This is a genomic window from Sphingomonas antarctica, assembly GCF_965137005.1.
GTDB classification, from domain to species: domain Bacteria; phylum Pseudomonadota; class Alphaproteobacteria; order Sphingomonadales; family Sphingomonadaceae; genus Sphingomonas_O; species Sphingomonas_O antarctica.
Genome location: NZ_CBCRXM010000008.1, coordinates 75,856 through 95,730 on the forward strand (window position 1 = coordinate 75,856; position 19,875 = coordinate 95,730).

Below are 19,875 nucleotides of genomic sequence, written 5' to 3' on the forward strand. Positions count from 1 at the left end.
ACTCATCCCCCCTTGCCCGCAAGCATACGCGCTTATTGGCGCGTTAACCAGCCAGCGGGCGAAATCAGGCTGCCTCTGCGCGGCGCGGCAGTTTCCAGTTCGGCCGCACGAAGTGGCAGGTATAGCCGTTGGGAAGGCGCTCGAGATAATCCTGATGCTCGGGCTCGGCTTCCCAGAAATCGCCGACGGGGGCGAGTTCGGTAACGACCTTGCCCGGCCACAGGCCCGACGCCTCGACGTCGGCGATCGTGTCCTCGGCAACCTTCTTCTGCGCTTCGTCGGTGTAGAAGATCGCCGACCGATAGCTGGCGCCGCGATCATTGCCCTGGCGGTCGACCGTCGTCGGATCGTGAATCTGGAAAAAGAATTCGAGCAGCGCGCGATAATCGGTGCGCGCGGGATCGTAGACGATCTCGATCGCTTCGGCATGGTTGCCATGGTTGCGATAGGTCGCATTCGGCACTTCGCCACCCGAATAGCCGACGCGGGTGGACACCACCCCGGGCAGCTTGCGGATCAGATCCTGCATCCCCCAGAAACAACCGCCGGCCAGGACCGCGCGCTCGGTGTGCGACGGCAGTTCCTCGACCTGATCGAGATAGGCCTCATAGCCCTGTTCGGCCATTTCCGCGCGCGGGACGAAGCGTAGCGAGGCGGAGTTGATGCAATACCGCAAGCCGCCGCGGTCGCGCGGGCCGTCGTTGAACACATGGCCGAGATGGCTGTCGCCATGCGTCGAGCGCACTTCGGTCCGGGGAACGAGCATCGACCAGTCGCGCTTTTCCGCCACATTGGCGGGTTCGATCGGCTTCGTGAAACTGGGCCAGCCACAGCCGGATTCATATTTGTCGGCACTGGCGAACAGCGGTTCGCCCGACACGATATCGACGTAAATCCCCTCCGCCTTGTTATGCAGCAAGGGGCCGGTGCCGGGACTTTCGGTCCCGTTCTTTTGAGTCACGCGATATTGTTCGGCGGTCAAAGCGGACACGGCTTCGTCGGTCTTGCGATAGCTGGGCATGATGGACCTCCTGATCATCCGCATGTGGTGAGACCCGGCGGCCGCTACAATCCCTGTGCCGCGGCCCATCCGCTGGCCCACGCCCATTGGAAATTATAGCCACCCAGCCAGCCGGTGACGTCGACCGCTTCGCCGATGACGTGAAGGCCGGGCAGATGGCGCGCGGACAGGTCGCGTTGCGACAAGCCGTCGGTGGCGACGCCGCCGATGGTGACCTCGGCCTTGGCGAACCCTTCGGTGCCGTTGGGGCGGAAGGTCCAGCGCCGCAGCCGCGTTTCCTGTTCGGCCAGCAGGGCATCGCGGGTTTGGCCCAAGGCCTCCCCGGCGCCCAGCCGTTCGGCCAGCGCCACCGCCAGCCGATCGGGGAGCATCGCCGACAAAACGCGGCGCAGCGTCGCATTGGGCTGGGCGCGCTTCAGGTCGGTGAGCCACTGCGCGGGAGTATCCGGCAGGAAATCGATCGCGATGTCCTGGCCGTGCCGCCAATAGGATGAGATTTGCAGGATGGCCGGACCCGAAAGCCCGCGATGCGTGAACAACGCCGCTTCGGCGAACGCGGTCGGGCCGCAGCGCGCGACGACCGGCACCGCGACGCCCGACAGGTTCTGGAACAACGCCTCGTCGCCGGGGAGCGTCAGCGGCACCAATGCGGGGCGCGGCTCGACGATCTTGAGGCCGAATTTCCGCGCAAGGTCGTAAGCCAGCCCGGTCGCGCCGAGTTTGGGGATCGACGGGCCACCGGTGGCGATGACCAATTTGGGGGCGGTGAACACGCCGCCATCGGTTTCGACGCGGAAGACGCCATCGGCATGATCGACGCTGCGGACCGCCCGACCCATGACATGCGTCACGGAGTCGGGGCATTCGTCGAGCAGCATCCGCACGATCTGACGCGCGGACCCGTCGCAGAATAATTGTCCCAGGGTCTTTTCGTGCCAGGCAATGCCGTGGCGATCGACCATCGCGACGAAATCCGCCGCGGTGTAGCGGCTCAACGCCGAGCGCGCGAAATGCGGGTTGGCCGAAACGTAACGGTCGGCGGCGGCTTCGCTGTTGGTGAAGTTGCAGCGCCCACCGCCCGAGATGAGGATTTTCGCGCCCGGGTCGTCGTTATGGTCGATCAACGCGACGCGGCGACCGCGCTGCCCCGCCACGCCCGCGCACATCAGCCCGGCACCGCCCGCGCCGAGGACGATCGCATCATAAGGGGCGGGGTTCGGCATCGGCGCCCCCTGCCACGCGCCGCCGCCGGATTGAAGCACGCTATGGGCAGCGGGCGGTGCTGCGCGTAAATACGGGCGATATTCGGGAACAACGCCTCATGTCACTCGACGACACGATGATCGACACGCCCGAGGGTCCGATGACCTGGGCGGCGTGGAAGAAGAAGAATCCGGTGCAGGTTCCGTCGCGGCGGACCAAGGGCAAGGACCTGCCCGTCAAGGTGAAGCGATTTACCGAGAAGTGAGTGCGGGAGTTGGTCGCCGCGCATAGACGCCATATGCCGCGATGACCGCGTAGCAGATCGCCGGCAGCAACAAGGCGATGCGCAGGCTGGTCGCATCGGCGATGAGACCGAACACGGCCGGGACAACGGCACCGCCGGCAATCGCGACATTGATGATCCCCGACCCGTCGGCGGCGCGCGCGCCGAGCCCCTCGCTGGCCAGCGTGAAGATGGTCGGAAACATGATCGAATTCATCAACCCGATGGCGAGGAGGGCATAAGCCGACACCGTGCCGGTGGTGCCGAACGACACCGCGATCAACGCAATCGCGCCGATCGCGTTGGCCGCCAGCGCCTTGCCCGGGCTGACGATGCGCAACAGGCCCGAGCCGATGAAGCGGCCGATCAGCGCGCCGCCCCAGTAAAACGGGATCAGCTTGCCGGCATTTTCGCTGGTGAGACCGAGCACGCTGGCCTGAACCATATAGCTGACCAGGAAGCTGCCGATGGCGACTTCGGCGCCGACGTAGAGAAAGATGCACAAGGCGCCGAAGCCGAACCGCCGGTCGCGGAGCAACGCTACGCCGTCGCGGAGGCTGCTCGTTTCGTGGCGTTCGCCCGGCAGGCGGTTGCGGAACAGCCATACGGCCGTCGCGACCACCGCCAGCGCGGCGGCGATGCCCAGATAGCCGTGGACGATCGCCTGGGTCTCGGCGGTGCGATAGGCATCGAGCGCCGCGCCCGACAATTGTTTCGCGCTGACGCTCGCCAGCCCGCCGAGGATCAGGATCGCGCCGGCATAAGGGAAGATCGTCGTGCCGAGCGAATTGAATGCTTGGGCGAAGGTCAGGCGGCTGGGCGCGGTGCGCTTCGGCCCCAACAGGCTGATCAACGGATTGGCCACGACCTGAACCAGCACGACGCCGCTCGCCAACACGAAATAGGCGAGGAGGAACATGCCGAAGGTCGCCGTGCGGCTGGCCGGAATGAACAACAGGCAGCCGAGGATCATCGTCACCAGACCGGCGACCGCACCACGCATATAGCCGATCCGCTTGACCAGTTTCGCGCCGGGAATGCCCACGACCGCATAAGCGACGAAGAACCACACTTGCACCAACGAGGCCTGAAAGAAACTGAGCGTGAACAGCTCCTTCAGCTTGGGGATGATCACGTCGTTGAGGCTGGTGATGCCGCCGAAGATGAAGAACAGCGCCAGCACGAACGCGCGCAGATTGGGCGCGTCGTAATTCTGGCCGTCGTCGCCGGATGTGGGGTCGATGGCGGGCGCGGGGTCGGTCGAACCGGCCGGCATTGCGGTCACCACCGTAAACTTACGCTCCCTTTACGTGCCCGCCCGACAATGCACCGCGAGAACTTACGGCAAGCATCGGCATAGCGCGACCTCCATTACGAAGGCCGCTTCATGCCCATCGACCTGCTTCTCGGCGCGATCACGCTCGCCATCGTCTTTGTCTATCTGCTCGCCGTGCTGGCGCGGCCCGAGCGGTATTGAGGGGGCGTCGACCATGACCATCGCCGGCTGGAGCATGATCGTCCTGTTTCTCGCGCTCGTCGTCCTGCTCGCCAAACCGGCGGGCGACTGGATGTATCGGCTTTACGCTCCCGGGGCGCTGCCGGGTGAGCGCGCGCTGCTGCGGCTCGCCGGGGTCGATCCCAAGGCTGAGCAGAGCTGGGTCGGCTATGCCGTCTCGCTGATGCTGTTCAACGTCGCGGGCATCGTTTTCCTGTTCGCGATCCTGAAGCTGCAGGCGGTGCTGCCGCTCAATCCGCAGGGGTTTCCGGCGGTCGAGAATTTGCTCGCGTTCAACACCGCGGTCAGTTTCGTGACCAACACCAACTGGCAGAATTACGGCGGCGAAAGCACCCTGTCGCATCTGTCGCAGATGGTCGGGCTGACGGTGCAGAACTTCCTGTCGGCGGCGACGGGCATTGCCGTCGCCTTCGCCTTCATTCGCGGTTTCGCGCGCAAGCAGGCGGCGGGGATCGGCAATTTCTGGGTCGATGTGACGCGGGTGACGCTGTATCTGTTGCTTCCCGCAAGCATCGTGCTCGCCTTGGTCTATGTCGCATTGGGTGTGCCGCAGACCTTCGCCGCGTCGGTCACCGCGACGACGGTCGAGGGCGCCAGGCAAGTCATCGCGCTCGGCCCGGTCGCGTCGCAGCTGGCGATCAAGATGCTCGGCACCAATGGCGGCGGGTTCTTCAACGCCAATTCGGCGCATCCGTTCGAGAATCCCTCGGCGATCAGCAATTTCGTGCAGATGCTGAGCATCCTCGTGCTTGGTGCGGGGCTGACGCTGACGTTCGGCAAGGCGGTCGGCAACGTCCGCCAGGGCTGGGCGATTCTCGTCACGATGCTGATCCTGCTCGTCGCCGGTATCGCCGTAACTTACGGCGCGGAGGCTGCGGGCAATCCGCTGCACCACGCATTGGGTGTGGTCGGCGGCAATATGGAGGGCAAGGAAGTCCGGTTCGGCATCGCCGCAACCGCGTTGTTCGCCGTGATCACGACGGCCACGTCGTGCGGCGCCGTGATCGGCATGCACGATAGCTTCATGGCGCTTGGCGGGCTGATCCCGATGTTCAACATGCATCTGGGCGAGCTGGTCATCGGCGGGGTCGGATCGGGGCTGTACGCGGTGCTGATCTACGCGATCCTGGCGGTGTTCATCGCCGGACTGATGGTCGGCCGCACCCCCGAATATGTCGGCAAGAAGATCGAATCGCGCGAGATGAAGTTGAGCGTGATCGCGATCTTCGTGCCGTCGCTGATGATCCTGGGCCTGGCCGCGGTCGCGAGCGTGCTGCCCGCGGGGCTTGCCGGGCCGCTCGCCAAGGGGCCGCACGGCTTCAGCGAAATCCTCTACGCGTTCTCCAGCGCCGCCGCGAACAACGGCTCGGCATTCGGCGGGCTGACCGGCAACACGCCGTTCTACAATCTGTTGCTCGCGCTCGGCATGTTCGTCGGCCGGTTCGGGGTGATCCTGCCGGTGCTGGGGATTGCCGGAGGCTTGGCCGCCAAGCGCGTGATCCCGGCGGGTGCCGGATCGTTTCCGACCACCGGCGGGCTGTGGATCGGCCTGCTCGCCGCCGTCATTCTGATCGTCGGCGGGCTGACTTTCATGCCCGCACTCGTCCTCGGGCCGATCGCCGACCAGGCGCAGATCGCCGCCGGCACGCTTCAATAAAGGCATTTCGACATGGCAAACCAAACCTCGCTGTTCACCGGCCCGTTGATGCTGGCCGCGGCGCGCGACGCCTTTATCAAGCTCGACCCGCGCACGCTGATCCGCAATCCGGTAATGTTCGTGACCGCGATCGTCGCGGCGCTTTCGACCGTCCTGCTCGTCAAGGGCGCGATGGGCGGATCGACCAGCGTCGCGTTTCAGGCGCAGCTGGTGTTCTGGCTGTGGCTGACCGTCCTGTTCGGCAATTTCGCCGAAGCGATGGCCGAGGGGCGCGGCAAGGCGCAGGCCGAATCGCTGCGCCAGACCAAGGCCGATTTGTGGGCCAAGCGGATGCTCGGCGTCGGCGAGACCTGGGGTAAAGTGCCCGCGACGCAGCTGATGATCGACGAGATCGTGCTGGTCGAAACCGGCGATCTGATCCCCGCCGACGGCGAAGTCGTCGCCGGTGTCGCTTCGGTCAACGAAGCGGCGATCACCGGCGAAAGCGCGCCCGTGATCCGCGAGGCGGGCGGCGACCGCTCCGCCGTGACCGCAGGCACGCGCGTCATCGCCGACAGCATCAAGGTGCGCGTGACGGCGGCACAGGGCCAGGGGTTCCTCGACCGCATGATCGCCTTGGTCGAAGGCGCCAGCCGCCAGAAGACCCCGAACGAGATCGCGCTGACGATCCTGCTCGCCGGGCTGACGCTGATCTTCCTTATCGCGGTCGGGACGCTGCCCGCGTTCGCGAGTTATGCCGGGGGGGTGCTGGCGGTGCCGGTGCTGGTCGCATTGTTCGTGACGCTGATCCCGACGACGATTTCGGCGCTGCTTTCGGCGATCGGTATCGCCGGCATGGACCGGCTGGTGCGGTTCAACGTCCTTGCCAAATCGGGGCGGGCGGTCGAGGCGGCGGGCGATATCGACACGCTGCTGCTCGACAAGACCGGCACGATCACCATCGGCGACCGTCAGGCGACGGCGTTTCTGCCCGTCCCCGGCGTGACGCTCGAGGAACTGACCGCCGCCGCGCGCCTCTCGAGCCTCGCCGACGAAACGCCCGAGGGCCGCTCGATCGTCGTCCTCGCCGGGCCGGGCGAGGCCATGCCGGCGGGCGCGGAGCCGATCGCCTTCACCTCGCAGACCCGCGTCTCGGGGCTGAAGATCGGCGAACGCGAGCTGATCAAGGGCGCGGTCGATGCCGTGCTCAAGCGGCTCGGCACCGTCGCCAATGCCGATGCGCTGCGGACCATTTCCGAAGACGTCGCGCGGCAGGGTGCGACCCCGCTGGCGGTCGCCGACGGGCAGCGCCTGCTGGGCATCGTCCATCTGAAGGACATCGTGAAGGCGGGCATCCGCGAACGCTTCGGCGAGCTGCGCCGGATGGGCATCCGCACCGTGATGATCACCGGCGACAACCCGCTGACCGCCGCGAGCATCGCCGCCGAAAGCGGCGTCGACGATTTCCTGGCCCAGGCGACGCCCGAGGACAAATTGGTGCTGATCCGCAAGGAACAGGAAGGCGGCAAGCTGGTCGCGATGTGCGGCGACGGCACCAACGACGCCCCCGCCCTCGCCCAGTCGGACGTCGGCGTGGCGATGAACACCGGCACGCAGGCGGCGCGCGAGGCGGGCAACATGGTCGACCTCGACAGCGACCCGACCAAGCTGATCGAGATCGTGGGCTTGGGCAAACAATTGCTGATGACGCGCGGGGCGTTGACGACGTTTTCGATTTCGAACGACGTCGCCAAATATTTCGCGATCCTGCCGGCGATTTTCGTGGTGCTGTATCCCGGCCTCAGCGTGCTCAACGTGATGCGGCTGGGCAGTCCCGAAAGCGCGATCCTGTCGGCGATCATCTTCAACGCGTTGATCATCCCCGCGCTCGTGCCGCTGGCACTGAAAGGGGTGAAGTATCGCCCTGCCCCGGCCGGCGATCTGCTCGCGCGCAATCTCGGCGTCTACGGCGTCGGCGGGCTGATCGCGCCGTTCATCGGGATCAAGATCATCGACCTGGCCGTCACCGGCCTCCACCTCGCCTGAGGACATAGACATGCTTACCGAAGTCGTTCGCGCGCTGCGCCCCACTGCCGTCCTGCTGGTCCTGCTGGCGGCGATTACCGGCCTCGCCTTTCCCGCACTGATCACCGGCATCGCGCAGCTGACCATGCCCGTCCAGGCCAATGGCAGCCTGATCCGCGACGGCAACACGGTCGTCGGGTCCGAACTGATCGCGCAAGGCTTTGCCGGCCCGCGCTATTTCCACCCGCGCCCTTCGGCGGCGGGCAAGGGTTACGACGCGACGGCCTCCGCCGCGACCAACCTCGCGCCCGGATCGAAGGATTTGCGCGATGCCATCGCCGCCCGCGTTTCCGACGCGCGCAGCCAAGGGATGACCGGGGTTGCCGTTCCGCCTGACCTGGTCACCACTTCCGCCTCGGGGCTCGATCCCGATCTGAGCCCCGAGGCGGCTTTTTCTCAAACAGCGCGGATCGCGAAGGCGCGCGGGATGAGCGAAGCGGCGGTGCGCTCGCTGATCGAGGCGAACATCGCCAACCCGGTGCTCGGCATCATCGGCGAGCGGCGCGTCAATGTGCTGCTGCTCAATCGACAGCTCGACCGGAAAGCGCCTAATACCGAGGGATGAATGCGGCGCCGCGCCCCTCACCTGAAGCGCTGCTCAAGGCCGCGAGACGAGAGGCGCGCGGACGGCTGAAGATTTTCCTCGGCGCGGCACCCGGGGTCGGCAAGACTTTCGAGATGCTGCGCGAGGGCGCCGAATTGCTCCGCGGGGGGCAGGATGTCGTCGTCGGCGTGGTCGAGACGCACGGTCGCGCCGAGACGGAGGCGCTGGTCGCGCCGTTCACCGTGCTGCCGCGCCAGATGGTCGACCATGGCGGGCATAAGCTCGGCGAATTCGATATCGATGCGATGCTGGCGCGCAAACCGCGGGTCGCGCTGATCGACGAACTCGCGCACACCAACGCCGCGGGCAGCCGTCATCCCAAACGCTGGCAGGATATCGAGGAACTGCGCGACGCGGGGATCGACGTGCTGACCACCGTCAACATCCAGCATGTCGAAAGCCTCAACGACGTGGTTGCCGGCTTCACCCGCGTGCGGGTGCGCGAAACGGTGCCCGACGCGGTACTGGACGATGCCGAGATCGAGATCGTCGACGTGCCGCCCGACGAGCTGATCGAACGGCTCAAGGCGGGCAAGATCTATATCCCGCAGGAAGCCACGCGCGCGCTGGGTCATTTCTTTTCGAAGTCGAATCTGTCGGCGCTGCGCGAGCTGGCGCTGCGGCGGGCGGCGCAATCGGCCGACCGCCACTTGCTCGATCATGTCGCCAGCGTCGGCGACCAGGGCATGTGGGCGGGCGGCGAGCGCATCGTCGTCGCGGTCGGCGATCAGCCGGGTGGCGACGCCCTGATCCGCGCCGCCAAACGCCTCGCCGATGCACTGCACGCGCCGTGGACCGCCGTCAGCGTCGAAACGCCGCGCAACGCGACGCTGGGTGCGGCGGGACGTGCGCGGCTGGCCGATGCGCTCAAACTGGCGAATGGGCTCGGCGCGACGATCGTCACGATCCCGGCGCATTCGGTGTTCGAGGGGCTGTGCGCGCATATCCGCGAAACACGCGCCACCGCGGTGGTCATCGGCAAATCGCACCGCAGCTGGTGGTTCGAATTGCGGCACGGATCGGTGGTCGACCGGCTGGTCCGCGCGCTCGATCAGGTCGCGGTGCATGTCGTTCCCGTTGCCGAGGCGACATCCCCCGATCCGGAACGGGCGAAGGCGCGCCCGCTGCCGGCCAGCGGCATTGCGATAGGTCTGGCGTTCGTCGCGCTGACGACCGTCATCGCGATCGGTATTCAGCCATGGGTCGGGGCGAATTCGATCGACCTGCTTTATCTGCTGCCGGTGATCGCGACGGCCACCCTATACGGGCTGCGACCGTCGCTCTCCGCGACCTGTGCCGCAGCGCTCGCCTATAATTTCTTCTTCCTGCCGCCGCTTTATACCTTCACGATCAGCGATCCGCAGAATGTCGTGACATTGCTGGTGCTCGCCATCGTCGCCGTGGTCTCCAGCCAACTGGCGGGGCGGCTGAAGCGCGAAGCGACGATCGGCGCGCGCACCGCCAGCGAAAACGCCGCGCTGGCGGCCTTCGGTCAGCGGCTGGCGGCGGTGTCCGACAGCGACGGCACGGCGGCGGCGGTGTGCGAGGAGATCGGCCATGTGCTCGACGTATCGACCGTCCTGTTCGCGCGCGATGGCGGCAAGCTGGTCATGGCGGGCGCCAATCCGGCGAACCCGTGGATCGGCCCGATCGACATCGCCGCCGCCGAATGGGCGTTCGATCGCGGGCAGGTCGCCGGGCGCGACAGCGGCACGTTGACCGCCAGCGACTGGCAATTTCACCCCCTCGAAACCGCGCTCGGGATACTCGGGGTGCTGGGCATCGCGCGGCAGGGCGGCGGCGATCCGGTGCCCGCCGACCGGCGGGTCTTGCTGACGACGCTGATCAGCCAGGCGTCGCTCGCGCACGAACGGTTGCGGCTGGAGGCCGATGCCCGCGACGTCGGCGCGCTGAAACAGCGCGACGATTTGCGCGCGACTTTATTGTCGTCGATCGGCCACGACCTCAAGACGCCGCTGACCGCCGTGGTCGCCGCGGCGGACACGCTGGCGACGCAGCACGGGCCTTCGCCGACCACCGACATGCTGAAGGGCGAAGCGCGCCGCCTGCGCCGCGTGTTCGACGATCTGGTCGAAATGACCCGGATCGAGGCGGGGGCGCTGGTGGCACGCGCCGAAGCGACCGATCTGACCGATGCGGTCGCGGCGGCGGCGCTGGATCTGCGTGCCGAGCTGGCCGGGCATCGGCTGACGCTCGACGTGCCGCCAACGCTGCCGTTGGTCGATGCCGACCCGCGCATGCTGCATCACATCCTGATCAACCTGCTGGGCAATGCCGCCAAATTCGCGCCGCGCGGCACGCAGATCATCGTGCAGGCGCGGCGGCGTCACGATGGCCTGACGCTGGCGGTTCTCGACGACGGACCGGGGTTGCCCGAGCATGGTGCCGATCAGTTGTTCGACCGGTTCACGCGGGTCGAGGGCGACGACATGAGCGGCGGCACCGGCCTCGGCCTCGCCATCGTCAAGGGGTTCGCCGACGCGATGGGATTGCGCGTCGCCGCGCGCAATCGCGACGAAGGCGGGGCGATGTTCGAGATCGCCTGGCCCGCCGCCAGCATCCGCCGCGCGATCCCAAACGGCCAGTCGTGAGCGTTCAGTCGTGACCGCGCAGATTCTGATCGTCGACGACGAACCGGCGATCCGCCGCCTGGTGCGGGGCGCCGTCGAGCGCGCCGGCTATACGGTCGAGGAGGCGTCGACCGCCGCCGAAGCCCTGACCACCGCGCGGCGCGAAGGCTGCGAACTGGTGCTGCTCGACCTCGGTTTGCCCGACCGCGACGGCATGGAGCTGGTGCCGCAGATCAAGGCGATGGAGCGCGCGGTGATCGTGCTGACCGCGCGTGACGCCAGCGAGGAAAAAGTCGCGGCGCTCGATCTCGGCGCGGACGATTATGTCGTCAAACCGTTCGACACCGAAGAATTGCTGGCGCGGATTCGCGTGGCGTTGCGGCATCGTGCGGGAAGCGACGCCGCTGCGGCACCGCGCGCGTTCGGCGACGTGACCATCGACCTGACGATGCGCAAGGTCCTGCGCGACGGGCAGGATGTGCCGCTCACGCGCAAGGAATATGCCGTGCTGGCCGAACTGGCGCGCCACCCCGGGCGGGTCATCACCCATGCGACATTGCTCCGCGCCGTGTGGGGCGAAGCGCACCTCGACGACGTCGAATATCTGCGCGTGGTGATGCGTGGCTTGCGCGGGAAACTGGAGGCGAACCCGGCGGCGCCCGCGTTGCTGCGCAACGAGCCGGGTGTCGGGTATCGGCTGGTCGCAGCCTGATCCGAACGGGTTCAGGACGCGAGGCTCGCGGGACGCCACCCGGTGCCGACATATTCCATTATATTCGCGGTCTCTTGCGCGACGGGGTCGCCGAAATAACGCGAGACCACGCGAATCGCGAGATCGATGCCCGCGCTGAGTCCGCCGGCGGTGGCGATCCGTCCGGCCTCTACAAATCGAGGGCCGCGTCGCAGATCGGCAGCGGGGAAACTCTTGGCAAAATTGTCATAAGCGCGTTGGTTCGTCGTCATCGGTACGCCGTCGAGCAAGCCGGTCTTGGCGAGCTGAAACGCGCCCGTGCAGACCGACATGGTCAATGCCGCGTGGGCATGCGCTTGCTTGATCCACCGGTGAATATCCGAGGTTTCATGTGTTCCCGGCCTGGGTCGATCGAAATGCGGCACGACGATCACATCCGGCTGCGGCGCATCCGCCGTCGAGAAGTCCGGCGCGATCATCAGTCCGCCCGATCCACGGAATGGCTGGACCGCTTCCGACACCGTGAACAGTTCGAACGCAGGCTCGGCCGCGTCGGGCGGCAGATACGTGTCCTGAAACACCTCCCAAGGCCCGGCGAGGTCGATGACCTGGACCCCGGGGTTGATGGCAAAGGCCACCTTGATCCGCCGACCCTGCGGCGCGATCAGCGGTTCGCGGACCGCGATACCGGGGAGATACGAAAAGTCAGATTGTCCGGGATTCGACTGGGTCGTTGCCGCGCGCGAACAACCCGCCGTAGCGAACGGCGCGGCCAGCAATAAAGAAGCGAACTGTCGACGCTGAATCATTGTCACATCCCGAGGCTAGGCGTGGACCAGCGCCGGAGTTGCACGGTCCCACCCGAACAGACGATCGAGCGACCAAGCCCCGCCACCACGCGCGACCAATGGCAGCAGTAGCGCCGCCCAGCTGAGGTGCGTCGGCCACGCGTCGGGATAGACGAAGACCTCGATCACCAGAGTCATGCCCAGCAACGCCGCGGCCGCCGGGCGGGTGAACAGGCCGAGCACCAGCAGGATCGGAAAGACATGTTCCGAATAGGTGGCCGCGTGTGCCGCAATTTCCGGCGGCACCAGCGGCAAGGCGTAATCGGTGCGGAACAATTCGTAGGTCGTGTCGGTGATGTGCAGCACCCCGTCGACCTTGGTCCGGCCCGACAGGAAGAAGATGGCGGCGATGCCCAGCCGCGCGAGCAGCAACAGCAGATTGCGCGATATCGCGCGGTCGAGCCAGTCGGCCACGCGCGCATAGTGTTTGGCGAGCATCGTCATGAACATCTCCTATCCTGCCGGGTCGACGCCAATCAGGCCTTGGGGGTCAGCGAACCGAAGCCCTTGGGCGTCTTGGTCTTGACGCAGGTGCCGGCGGGAACCAGCTTCCAGGCATTGCCCTGATACGCGACGCGCGAGGTCCCCGCGCAGCTGGTGCCCGCACCGGCCTTGCAATCGTTCTTGCCGGCGAGGCTGACGCCGTAGCATTTTTCGGTCGGCTTGGCGCTCTGGGCGCTGGCAGCCGTGCCGGCGGTGATGGCGAGGGCGAGAGTGGCGGCGAGCGCCGCGTGAGTTTTGGTCATGGTTCATATCCTTCGAAATTGCGGCCAAGCGTGCGGCGAGACGCCAAAGGGGAAAAGCATCCCGCCACACGGTGACTCCTGGGCCTTGGGAGCGGGGTCACGGCAAGGATTTCGTCGGCTGGACGGGATCGGTTACACTTGCGAACCGATTTTTGCGGGGCTGCCGAAATTTATGGTGTAACCTTCGCGCGGTGCGACGCGAATAGTGTTTCGGGAGTGCATGTGCGGGCGAGCGAAGACCAGTTGAGGCAATGGATGCACGGCGGGCTCGATGGAGACGCCGTCGCCTATGCCGCGTTGCTGTCCGCGCTCGTGCCGATGCTGCGCTCGTTTTTTGGTAGCCGCATGCGGGGGGTGCCTGACGACGTCGAGGATCTGGTGCAGGAAACGATGATGGCCATTCACACGCGGCGCGGGACTTACGACCGCGACCGGCCATTCGCGCCCTGGGCCTATGCCGTCGCGCGTTACAAGATGATCGACCATTTTCGTCGGGGTCGCGTGACCGTGCCGATCGAGGATCTCGAACACATCCTGGTCAGCGAAGGCTTTGAGGATGCGGCTTCGGCGCGGCTCGATATGGACAGCCTGCTCGACGGACTGTCGCCCAAACAGGCGCAAGCGATCCGCGCCACCAAGCTTGAAGGACTGAGCGTTGCCGAAGCCGCGACGCGCGCCGGCATGGGCGAATCCGACGTCAAGATTTCGGTTCATCGCGGCCTGATCGCATTGGCCAAACGCGTGAGAGGATCGTCATGAACACCGACGATCTGATTACCTCGCTAGCCGCGCATGCGGTGCCGGTGCGCCGCGGGTGGATCGTGCGGCGGATCGCGGTCGGCGCCGGGCTGGGCGCGCTTGGCACATTGGCGATGATCACGGTCCAGCTCGGCTTCCGCCCCGACCTGATGGTCGCGATGCACGGCTTCGCGTTCTGGATGAAGTGGACCTACACCATTTCGCTCGGCGTCATTGCGTTGCTGGCAGTGGCGCATCTGGCGCGGCCCGAGGCGACGTCGCCGCGCTGGCTGTGGCTGCTGGCGGTGCCGGTCGCGGCGCTGGCGGCACTGGCGACCGGCGAGTTGATCCGCACCCCGACCGCGGACTGGCCCGCCTTGTGGATGGGGCTGAGCTGGAAGATGTGCAGCACGCGTGTCGCGACGCTGTCGCTGCCGATCTTTATCGGGTTGGTGATCGCGTTCCGCCGCCTGGCGCCGACGCGGCTGCGGCTGACGGGCGCTGTCGCCGGCCTCGCCGCAGGTGCATGTGGCGCGACATTATATTGCCTCCATTGTCCGGAAGTGTCGGCGGTTTTCGTGCTCACATGGTACACGCTGGGTATCGCCGTTGCTGCGGGCATCGGTGCGCTGATCGGTCCGCGTTTATTGCGGTGGTGATGTAACCGAAATCGTAACGGCTCCGAACCTGTCCTTGCCACATCCGGCACGGACTTTTCTCGGAGATCACCATGAACGCTCGCATCATCGGCAGCAGCTTTGCCGCCACCGCCGCCATCATCGCCGTCGCGTCGGTTACCACGGCAACCCCCGCATTCGCCAAGGGCGGCGCAGCCGTCGTGCATTGCTACGGCATCAACAGCTGCAAGGGCACGTCGGACTGCAAGAGCGGCGCGCATGAGTGCAAGGGCCAGAACGAATGCAAGGGCCAGGGCTTCAAGGCGGTGTCCGCCAAGGCGTGTGCCAAGGCCGGCGGCAGCCTGACCGAAAAGTAAAATGAACTTCAGGTCCGGCCCAAGGGCCGGGCCTGAAACCGTTCGCAAGGATTCGACGATGACCCGCAATCCCGCCTTTCACGGCTTCGGCCTCGGGCTCCGCTCGGCGCATTATGCCGACTTTCTGGAGCGCGACATCGCGGTCGATTTCGTCGAGGTCATTTCGGAAAACTTCATGATCGACGGTGGGCGGCCCCGCGACATTCTGCGCCGCGTGCGCGAGCGCCATCCGGTCGCGCTGCACGGCGTATCGATGTCGATCGGATCGGCCGACGGCCTCGACCGCGAACATCTGTCGCGGCTGAAGGAACTGGTCGATTTCGTCGATCCGCTATTCGTTTCGGACCATTTGTGCTGGACGCGGATCGAGGGGTTCAACTCGCACGATCTGTTGCCGCTGCCTTACACCGAGGAAGCCCTGGCCGTCGTGTGTGCGAATTTGGACCAGGCGCAGGATACGCTCGGCCGCGCGATGCTGATCGAAAATCCATCGAGCTACATCGCGTTTCCGGGCGGTGAGACCGAGTGGCAGTTCATGGCGGAGATGTGCGCACGCACCGGCTGCGACCTGCTGCTCGACGTCAACAACATCTTCGTCAGCGCGACCAATCACGGGTTCGACGCGATCGACTATCTCGACGGTGTCCCCGCCGACCGCGTTCGCCAGATCCACCTGGCCGGACACAGCCAGGGCCAGGACTTGCTGATCGACACGCACGACCGCCCGGTACCGGCATCGGTCTGGGCATTGTACGAGGCCGCACTGGCCCGCGTCGGACCCGTCGCGACGATGATCGAGCGCGACGATGCGATCCCGCCGCTGGCCGAATTGCTGGCCGAACTCCATGTCGCGCGCGGTATCGCCTCTTCGCAAGCACGGCTGGCGGCATGAGCCTGCTTGCGCTGCAACGCGATTTCCGCCGCAATCTTGTCGGCGAAACACTCGCGGCAAGCCATAGCGAAGCGCGCGGCATGGCGGTCTATCACAACGCCTATCGTGTCCAGCTGACCGACTGCCTCGCCGAAACCTTTGCCCAGACCCATGCGTGGTTGGGCGGCGAGGCCTTTGTCGTCGCCGCCCGCGCGCATATCGAGGCGCGCCCGCCCTCGGGCTGGACGCTCGCCGCTTATGGCGACGATTTCGACCGTACCCTGACGACGCTGTACCCTGACGACCCGGAAATCGCCGAACTCGCGCGGCTCGAATGGCTGTTGTCGCGCGCATTCGAGGGTGCGGATGCCGAAGGCTTGTCCGTCGAAGGCATAACCGGTGTGGACTGGGAGCAGGCGGAGCTGGAGTTCGTCCCGTCCATGCGGATCGTCCCGGTGCGTACCAATGCGGGAGCGATCTGGTCGGCGCTCACTGCCGAGTTATCGCCGCCCGATGCCGCCTTGTTGCCGTCTGCCATGTTCCTGATCGTGTGGCGTCAGGGTTTCACGCCGTGTTTCCGTTCGACCGACGCGATCGAGCATGGCGCGATTGACGCGCTGATCGCGGGCGCCAGTTTTGCAACTTTGTGCGCGAAGCTCGTGGCGGACCATGGCGAAGCGCAGGGCGTCGCGCTGGCCGGATCGCTCCTCGGGCAATGGATAGCCGACGGCCTGCTCTTTGCCGTCAGAGGCGGATAAGACTTCGGTCTGCGGCGCCCGGCCGCATTGGCCGGGCNCCGCCGATCTCCCTAACGACAGACGCGGATCTGGCGATGATGGCGCCATTCGGTGTGGCAGCGATTGTGCCCGCGGCCGTTGCGCCAGCCATAATGGCGGCCGTTATCGTGGCGGTCGTACCGGCCATAGCGGCCGTCACGATCGCGCCCATGCCAATCGCGGTGGTCATCACGCGCGTGTCGATCATAGCGGACGTCCTGATAGCCGCGATCGTTGTGATGATCCTTGGCACTGGCGGCCGTCGTCACACCGAGGCTGGCAAGCGCCAGTCCAGCCGTTGCGAGGATATGGGTAATCTTCATAATGATCCTTTCACCCGGGAAATCGGGCCACAGCTTGCAATACGCACGGGATCGCGGATCGCGCGTGAACGGGTTCGTCAGCGGACGTCCATGTTGGCCTTCAACGCACGACCGAGTTTCGCGTTGCCCAGACGGCAAAGCGCGCGGCCCAATACAGGCAAGAACAATTATCCACGGATCCGCGTGATCGGGTGACGCGCCGGGGCATCGCGAATGGTGCCCGCTTCACCGGCGATATTTCGGGTTCAGGCGGTCGCAACGACCGAACTTCGTCGTCGCAGACTATGGCCAATCGGGTCATGCCGCGATCCGGTGCGGCATGCGCATGTTGTGATAGAGCGCGAAAAGCTCTGCAAAGTGATCGTCCATCGAGCGCGGCGGCGGGGCCGGCTTAGTCGCAACAGGGCCTGTCTGCCGATCGGTGAGGAACGTGCCGATCGCCGCGGCTGCGGCGCGAGTGTCTCCAGAGGCGTAGCAATAGCCTCCGGCCTCACGCGCCTGATCGGCGGCACCCCCGCGGTCGGGAACGATCAGGGTCAGGCCCGATGCGCGCGCCTCGGCCGCGATGATGCCGAACGTCTCCGCTTCGCAGCCATGGACCAACGCATCTCCGCTAGAGAGCAATCGGGCGAGCGCCGGGCGATCCGCAATCGGGGACAGGAAATGGACGTGCGGATTGTCGCCCGCGCGGCGCAGCAGCTTGGCGCGGTCGCGGCCATTGCCGATCAGCACCAGTCCGACCGGCGCGTTGACTCCGGCCATGGTCACCGCGTCGATGATCATCGGCCAGCGCTTTTCGGGTGCGTGGCGACCAACGCCAAGGAGCAGGGTCGCATCGGGTCCCAGCCCGCACCGCGCCAGCAAACGCGCGCGCAGATCCTCGTCACGCAATTCGGGCGAAAACAGATGTGGCTCGGTCCCCATCGGGATCGTCACGACGCGCCGCAGCCCGCCTTGGCGCAAGCGATCGGTCAAGCTCGCGCCCGCGCTGACCACCGCGTCGAACCGCGCATCGAGGCGGAGCAGGTGGCGCCAATACCAGTCGAACTGCCGGTCGACGGTCGATTGCGAGGCGACATCCTCGAACCAGCGATAGGCATAGGCCGATAGCGGGTCGGCGTGCATGATCAGCGCGCGCAGGGCGTCGCCGCGCCATGCCGCGACCATCGAAGCGCTGCGCCACGGCGAGGATGCCTCGACAATGTCGGGCCGTTCCTGGTCGAGCAGCGCGTGAAGCACTTCGGCGCTGGCGAAATAGCGGTATTTGAAATCGACCGGAAAGCGCGGCGATTCCACCCAGATGATCCGGGCGCCGGGGCCGCGTTCCTCGACGCGATTGGTTTCGCCCGGCGCGATGACGACGATTTCATGCCCCATCGCCGGGCCGCTCGCCAGCTTGCGGTCGATATAGGTGCGCACGCCGCCGCCCTGTGGCGCGTAAAAGGCGCAGACGTCGACGATCTTCATTGCCCCGACCCCGCAATCGGACCGAATGAGAACAGCCCGCGGCGATAGTTCATCCGGATCTGCAACGGCGTCGGCCCGGTGCGCGCCATCACGCGCGCCACGGCTGCCTTCGGCCGCGACCAGCCGATCGGCGGATTGTTGGGAAAGCCGACGCCATCGGTGCTCAACGTAAATTTGTGGTCGCCATTGCGGTCGTGGAGCAGCGACAACGCATAATAGCCCGTGCGCGGTGCCCGGATGCACAGCGACACCGGCCCCGACGGCGGCACCGCGACATCGACGCGGGCAAACGCTTTGTGCGCGGCGACCAACATATTGTCGTCGGCCAGAAAATCCTGATCATTGTCGGGATAAAGCTCGAGCCTGAGCCGCCCCGTGCGATCCTTTAGCCCCAGCACCGTTACCAAGAACGACGGCCCGGTTTCGGCGGGGGCGCAATGTCCTTCGGCAAGACCAAGAGCCGGTGTCGACGGCAGCGCCAACGCCGCCGTGCCGCTGAGCGCGACGGGGACCAGAAACGCGGCGGCCTTCACCGATGCTTGCCCTCAAGCGCGAAGTGGCGCGCCAGCAGCCCCGCGCCCACGACCAGATGCGTGAGCAGAATGACCCCGGCGAGCATCGTCAGCAATTCCGCGATGGCGATGTCGTGGCCGACCAGCACCACCGCCAGCCCGGCGAACACCACATCCTTGTTGGGCAGGAACGGCAGGCGCGAGATGAGCAAACGGATCGTCGCCAGCAGCAGCCACCAGCTGAGCGCGACATCCGGCAGCACCAGATGCCATAACAGCGCCGACAGCGCGGTCGCGACCGCAATGCGGGTCAGCTGTGCCGCGAAAATGAACCGCAATTCAGAACGCGACAGGCTGAACAGCCGGCCGCGAAACGCCATCACGACGCCCGATGACGCCAGCACGACGGCGATCGACACCGCCAGTTCATGGCCATGTCCGCCGAGTGGCAACAGATTGGCGAACGGCCATGCGACGCCAACCATCGCCAGCGTGGCGGCGTTGCCCGCTATGGCCGAGAGGATCGCGACATCCTTGACCGCGCCGAAGGGCGAGGTGGCAAGGTTCGCCCGCCGCCGCGCCCAATCGTAAAAATAGACCTCGCCAACATAGCCCATCAACAGGTCGTTGCCGATCAATTTGCTGATCAACGGCAGCAAGCCCGACAGCGGGATCCGCCACAAGCGACGAAAAATGACCCAGTCAACAAAGGGTGCCGTCAGATACCAGGTCGCGAAAACCGCCCAGAAGGCGACCGATCCCGGCAGCATCGCGGTGACCTGGCGCAAATTGAGTTCGCGAAATTGAAGCAGTGCGGCGACGAAGATGGCGAGCGACAGCAACGGCCCGATGATCCGGGCGACGCTGCCGAGTTCGATGTGAAGGGGTTCGGGATCGAGCGGCGCGAAGGGGGCTGACCATTCGTTCGCCGTGGCGGAAGACTGAGGTGATGGCGGCATCCAGGAATGTC

Annotated in this window: 21 protein-coding genes; 12 read left to right on the forward strand and 9 right to left on the reverse strand. The window is 66.0% G+C overall.

All coding sequences use genetic code 11. The features are described from left to right. Window positions 1-64: 64 nt before the first annotated feature. Both ACM9ME_RS09895 and ACM9ME_RS09900 read right to left on the reverse strand, forming a co-directional pair. Window positions 65-1,021, reverse strand: a complete 957-nt coding sequence (locus tag ACM9ME_RS09895) for a bifunctional methionine sulfoxide reductase B/A protein (protein ID WP_415643295.1) — start codon at window positions 1,019-1,021, stop codon at window positions 65-67. 44 nt (window positions 1,022-1,065) lie between these two features. Further along, complete coding sequence (locus ACM9ME_RS09900) at window positions 1,066-2,244, reverse strand: BaiN/RdsA family NAD(P)/FAD-dependent oxidoreductase (protein ID WP_415643296.1); 1,179 nt, start codon at window positions 2,242-2,244, stop codon at window positions 1,066-1,068. A 98-nt stretch (window positions 2,245-2,342) separates the two neighbouring features. Here ACM9ME_RS09900 and ACM9ME_RS09905 point away from each other — a divergent pair, with 98 nt between their 5' ends. Then, window positions 2,343-2,489, forward strand: a complete 147-nt coding sequence (locus tag ACM9ME_RS09905; RefSeq protein ID WP_415643297.1) for a hypothetical protein — start codon at window positions 2,343-2,345, stop codon at window positions 2,487-2,489. Here the strand turns inward: ACM9ME_RS09905 and ACM9ME_RS09910 are convergent. Next, entirely contained in the window at window positions 2,476-3,783 is a 1,308-nt protein-coding gene (locus tag ACM9ME_RS09910) for a sugar MFS transporter (RefSeq protein WP_415643330.1), read from the reverse strand. The two genes, ACM9ME_RS09905 and ACM9ME_RS09910, sit on opposite strands and share 14 nt — an antisense overlap. 111 nt (window positions 3,784-3,894) lie before the next feature. Here ACM9ME_RS09910 and ACM9ME_RS09915 point away from each other — a divergent pair, with 111 nt between their 5' ends. From ACM9ME_RS09915 to ACM9ME_RS09940, 6 genes are read left to right on the forward strand one after another with little or no spacing between them, the layout of a single operon-like run. Next, window positions 3,895-3,984 (forward strand): K(+)-transporting ATPase subunit F, encoded by a 90-nt coding sequence (locus ACM9ME_RS09915; RefSeq protein WP_415643298.1) that lies wholly within the window; start codon window positions 3,895-3,897, stop codon window positions 3,982-3,984. A gap of 13 nt (window positions 3,985-3,997) precedes the next feature. Next, window positions 3,998-5,680: a potassium-transporting ATPase subunit KdpA gene (gene kdpA, locus ACM9ME_RS09920; RefSeq protein ID WP_415643299.1), complete on the forward strand. Its 1,683-nt coding sequence runs from the start codon at window positions 3,998-4,000 to the stop codon at window positions 5,678-5,680. 12 nt (window positions 5,681-5,692) lie between these two features. Then, on the forward strand, window positions 5,693-7,705 hold the full coding sequence (gene kdpB, locus ACM9ME_RS09925; protein WP_415643300.1) for a potassium-transporting ATPase subunit KdpB: 2,013 nt from the start codon (window positions 5,693-5,695) through the stop codon (window positions 7,703-7,705). A 10-nt stretch (window positions 7,706-7,715) separates the two neighbouring features. Continuing rightward, on the forward strand, window positions 7,716-8,309 hold the full coding sequence (gene kdpC, locus ACM9ME_RS09930; protein WP_415643301.1) for a potassium-transporting ATPase subunit KdpC: 594 nt from the start codon (window positions 7,716-7,718) through the stop codon (window positions 8,307-8,309). Beyond that, window positions 8,306-10,960: a DUF4118 domain-containing protein gene (locus ACM9ME_RS09935; RefSeq protein ID WP_415643302.1), complete on the forward strand. Its 2,655-nt coding sequence runs from the start codon at window positions 8,306-8,308 to the stop codon at window positions 10,958-10,960. The genes kdpC and ACM9ME_RS09935 overlap by 4 nt, the downstream gene beginning before the upstream one ends. A 10-nt stretch (window positions 10,961-10,970) precedes the next feature. Further along, entirely contained in the window at window positions 10,971-11,651 is a 681-nt protein-coding gene (locus ACM9ME_RS09940) for a response regulator transcription factor (protein WP_415643303.1), read from the forward strand. An 11-nt stretch (window positions 11,652-11,662) separates the two neighbouring features. On the opposite strand, the gene ACM9ME_RS09945 is transcribed toward ACM9ME_RS09940, so the two are convergent. Genes ACM9ME_RS09945 through ACM9ME_RS09955 form a run of 3 tightly spaced genes read right to left on the reverse strand, consistent with a single transcriptional unit; the run spans window position 11,663 to window position 13,224 of the window. Further along, a complete protein-coding gene (locus ACM9ME_RS09945; RefSeq protein WP_415643304.1) occupies window positions 11,663-12,439 on the reverse strand; it encodes a DJ-1/PfpI family protein in 777 nt (258 codons plus the stop codon). A gap of 15 nt (window positions 12,440-12,454) precedes the next feature. Then, window positions 12,455-12,916 (reverse strand): DoxX family protein, encoded by a 462-nt coding sequence (locus ACM9ME_RS09950; RefSeq protein ID WP_415643331.1) that lies wholly within the window; start codon window positions 12,914-12,916, stop codon window positions 12,455-12,457. Between the two features lie 38 nt (window positions 12,917-12,954). After that, window positions 12,955-13,224: a BufA1 family periplasmic bufferin-type metallophore gene (locus ACM9ME_RS09955; protein ID WP_415643305.1), complete on the reverse strand. Its 270-nt coding sequence runs from the start codon at window positions 13,222-13,224 to the stop codon at window positions 12,955-12,957. A 222-nt stretch (window positions 13,225-13,446) separates the two neighbouring features. Here ACM9ME_RS09955 and ACM9ME_RS09960 point away from each other — a divergent pair, with 222 nt between their 5' ends. The 5 genes from ACM9ME_RS09960 to ACM9ME_RS09980 all read left to right on the forward strand — a co-directional run bounded on the left by ACM9ME_RS09960 (window position 13,447) and on the right by ACM9ME_RS09980 (window position 16,585). Continuing rightward, entirely contained in the window at window positions 13,447-13,983 is a 537-nt protein-coding gene (locus ACM9ME_RS09960; protein WP_415643306.1) for a sigma-70 family RNA polymerase sigma factor, read from the forward strand. Continuing rightward, the gene (locus ACM9ME_RS09965) at window positions 13,980-14,621 is read left to right on the forward strand and encodes a DUF1109 domain-containing protein (RefSeq protein ID WP_415643307.1); all 642 of its coding nucleotides are present in this window, start codon (window positions 13,980-13,982) and stop codon (window positions 14,619-14,621) included. Before ACM9ME_RS09960 ends, ACM9ME_RS09965 begins: the two co-directional genes overlap by 4 nt. Before the next feature lie 71 nt (window positions 14,622-14,692). Next, window positions 14,693-14,956, forward strand: coding sequence for a BufA2 family periplasmic bufferin-type metallophore (bufA2, locus tag ACM9ME_RS09970; protein ID WP_415643308.1), 264 nt, complete (start codon window positions 14,693-14,695; stop codon window positions 14,954-14,956). Window positions 14,957-15,014: 58 nt separating this feature from the next. Further along, window positions 15,015-15,848 (forward strand): MNIO family bufferin maturase, encoded by an 834-nt coding sequence (bufB, locus tag ACM9ME_RS09975; RefSeq protein WP_415643309.1) that lies wholly within the window; start codon window positions 15,015-15,017, stop codon window positions 15,846-15,848. After that, the gene (locus tag ACM9ME_RS09980) at window positions 15,845-16,585 is read left to right on the forward strand and encodes an HvfC/BufC family peptide modification chaperone (RefSeq protein WP_415643310.1); all 741 of its coding nucleotides are present in this window, start codon (window positions 15,845-15,847) and stop codon (window positions 16,583-16,585) included. Before bufB ends, ACM9ME_RS09980 begins: the two co-directional genes overlap by 4 nt. A 638-nt stretch (window positions 16,586-17,223) precedes the next feature. On the opposite strand, the gene ACM9ME_RS09985 is transcribed toward ACM9ME_RS09980, so the two are convergent. The 3 genes from ACM9ME_RS09985 to ACM9ME_RS09995 are packed head-to-tail and all read right to left on the reverse strand — an operon-like array spanning window position 17,224 to window position 19,864. Then, window positions 17,224-18,393, reverse strand: a complete 1,170-nt coding sequence (locus ACM9ME_RS09985; protein ID WP_415643311.1) for a glycosyltransferase — start codon at window positions 18,391-18,393, stop codon at window positions 17,224-17,226. After that, the gene (locus ACM9ME_RS09990) at window positions 18,390-18,926 is read right to left on the reverse strand and encodes a DUF2141 domain-containing protein (RefSeq protein ID WP_415643312.1); all 537 of its coding nucleotides are present in this window, start codon (window positions 18,924-18,926) and stop codon (window positions 18,390-18,392) included. The genes ACM9ME_RS09985 and ACM9ME_RS09990 overlap by 4 nt, the downstream gene beginning before the upstream one ends. Continuing rightward, on the reverse strand, window positions 18,923-19,864 hold the full coding sequence (locus ACM9ME_RS09995) for a hypothetical protein (protein WP_415643313.1): 942 nt from the start codon (window positions 19,862-19,864) through the stop codon (window positions 18,923-18,925). Before ACM9ME_RS09995 ends, ACM9ME_RS09990 begins: the two co-directional genes overlap by 4 nt. Window positions 19,865-19,875 lie beyond the last annotated feature (11 nt).

What these genes read in the sequence shown, in the direction of transcription:
- ACM9ME_RS09895 (WP_415643295.1), bottom strand. Translation starts at nt 1,021, where the DNA reads ATGCCCAGCTATCGCAAGACCGACGAAGCCGTGTCCGCTTTGACCGCC.
- ACM9ME_RS09900 (WP_415643296.1), bottom strand. Translation starts at nt 2,244, where the DNA reads ATGCCGAACCCCGCCCCTTATGATGCGATCGTCCTCGGCGCGGGCGGT.
- ACM9ME_RS09905 (WP_415643297.1), top strand. Translation starts at nt 2,343, where the DNA reads ATGTCACTCGACGACACGATGATCGACACGCCCGAGGGTCCGATGACC.
- ACM9ME_RS09910 (WP_415643330.1), bottom strand. Translation starts at nt 3,783, where the DNA reads ATGCCGGCCGGTTCGACCGACCCCGCGCCCGCCATCGACCCCACATCC.
- ACM9ME_RS09915 (WP_415643298.1), top strand. Translation starts at nt 3,895, where the DNA reads ATGCCCATCGACCTGCTTCTCGGCGCGATCACGCTCGCCATCGTCTTT.
- kdpA (WP_415643299.1), top strand. Translation starts at nt 3,998, where the DNA reads ATGACCATCGCCGGCTGGAGCATGATCGTCCTGTTTCTCGCGCTCGTC.
- kdpB (WP_415643300.1), top strand. Translation starts at nt 5,693, where the DNA reads ATGGCAAACCAAACCTCGCTGTTCACCGGCCCGTTGATGCTGGCCGCG.
- kdpC (WP_415643301.1), top strand. Translation starts at nt 7,716, where the DNA reads ATGCTTACCGAAGTCGTTCGCGCGCTGCGCCCCACTGCCGTCCTGCTG.
- ACM9ME_RS09935 (WP_415643302.1), top strand. Translation starts at nt 8,306, where the DNA reads ATGAATGCGGCGCCGCGCCCCTCACCTGAAGCGCTGCTCAAGGCCGCG.
- ACM9ME_RS09945 (WP_415643304.1), bottom strand. Translation starts at nt 12,439, where the DNA reads ATGATTCAGCGTCGACAGTTCGCTTCTTTATTGCTGGCCGCGCCGTTC.
- ACM9ME_RS09950 (WP_415643331.1), bottom strand. Translation starts at nt 12,916, where the DNA reads ATGCTCGCCAAACACTATGCGCGCGTGGCCGACTGGCTCGACCGCGCG.
- ACM9ME_RS09955 (WP_415643305.1), bottom strand. Translation starts at nt 13,224, where the DNA reads ATGACCAAAACTCACGCGGCGCTCGCCGCCACTCTCGCCCTCGCCATC.
- ACM9ME_RS09965 (WP_415643307.1), top strand. Translation starts at nt 13,980, where the DNA reads ATGAACACCGACGATCTGATTACCTCGCTAGCCGCGCATGCGGTGCCG.
- bufA2 (WP_415643308.1), top strand. Translation starts at nt 14,693, where the DNA reads ATGAACGCTCGCATCATCGGCAGCAGCTTTGCCGCCACCGCCGCCATC.
- bufB (WP_415643309.1), top strand. Translation starts at nt 15,015, where the DNA reads ATGACCCGCAATCCCGCCTTTCACGGCTTCGGCCTCGGGCTCCGCTCG.
- ACM9ME_RS09980 (WP_415643310.1), top strand. Translation starts at nt 15,845, where the DNA reads ATGAGCCTGCTTGCGCTGCAACGCGATTTCCGCCGCAATCTTGTCGGC.
- ACM9ME_RS09985 (WP_415643311.1), bottom strand. Translation starts at nt 18,393, where the DNA reads ATGAAGATCGTCGACGTCTGCGCCTTTTACGCGCCACAGGGCGGCGGC.
- ACM9ME_RS09995 (WP_415643313.1), bottom strand. Translation starts at nt 19,864, where the DNA reads ATGCCGCCATCACCTCAGTCTTCCGCCACGGCGAACGAATGGTCAGCC.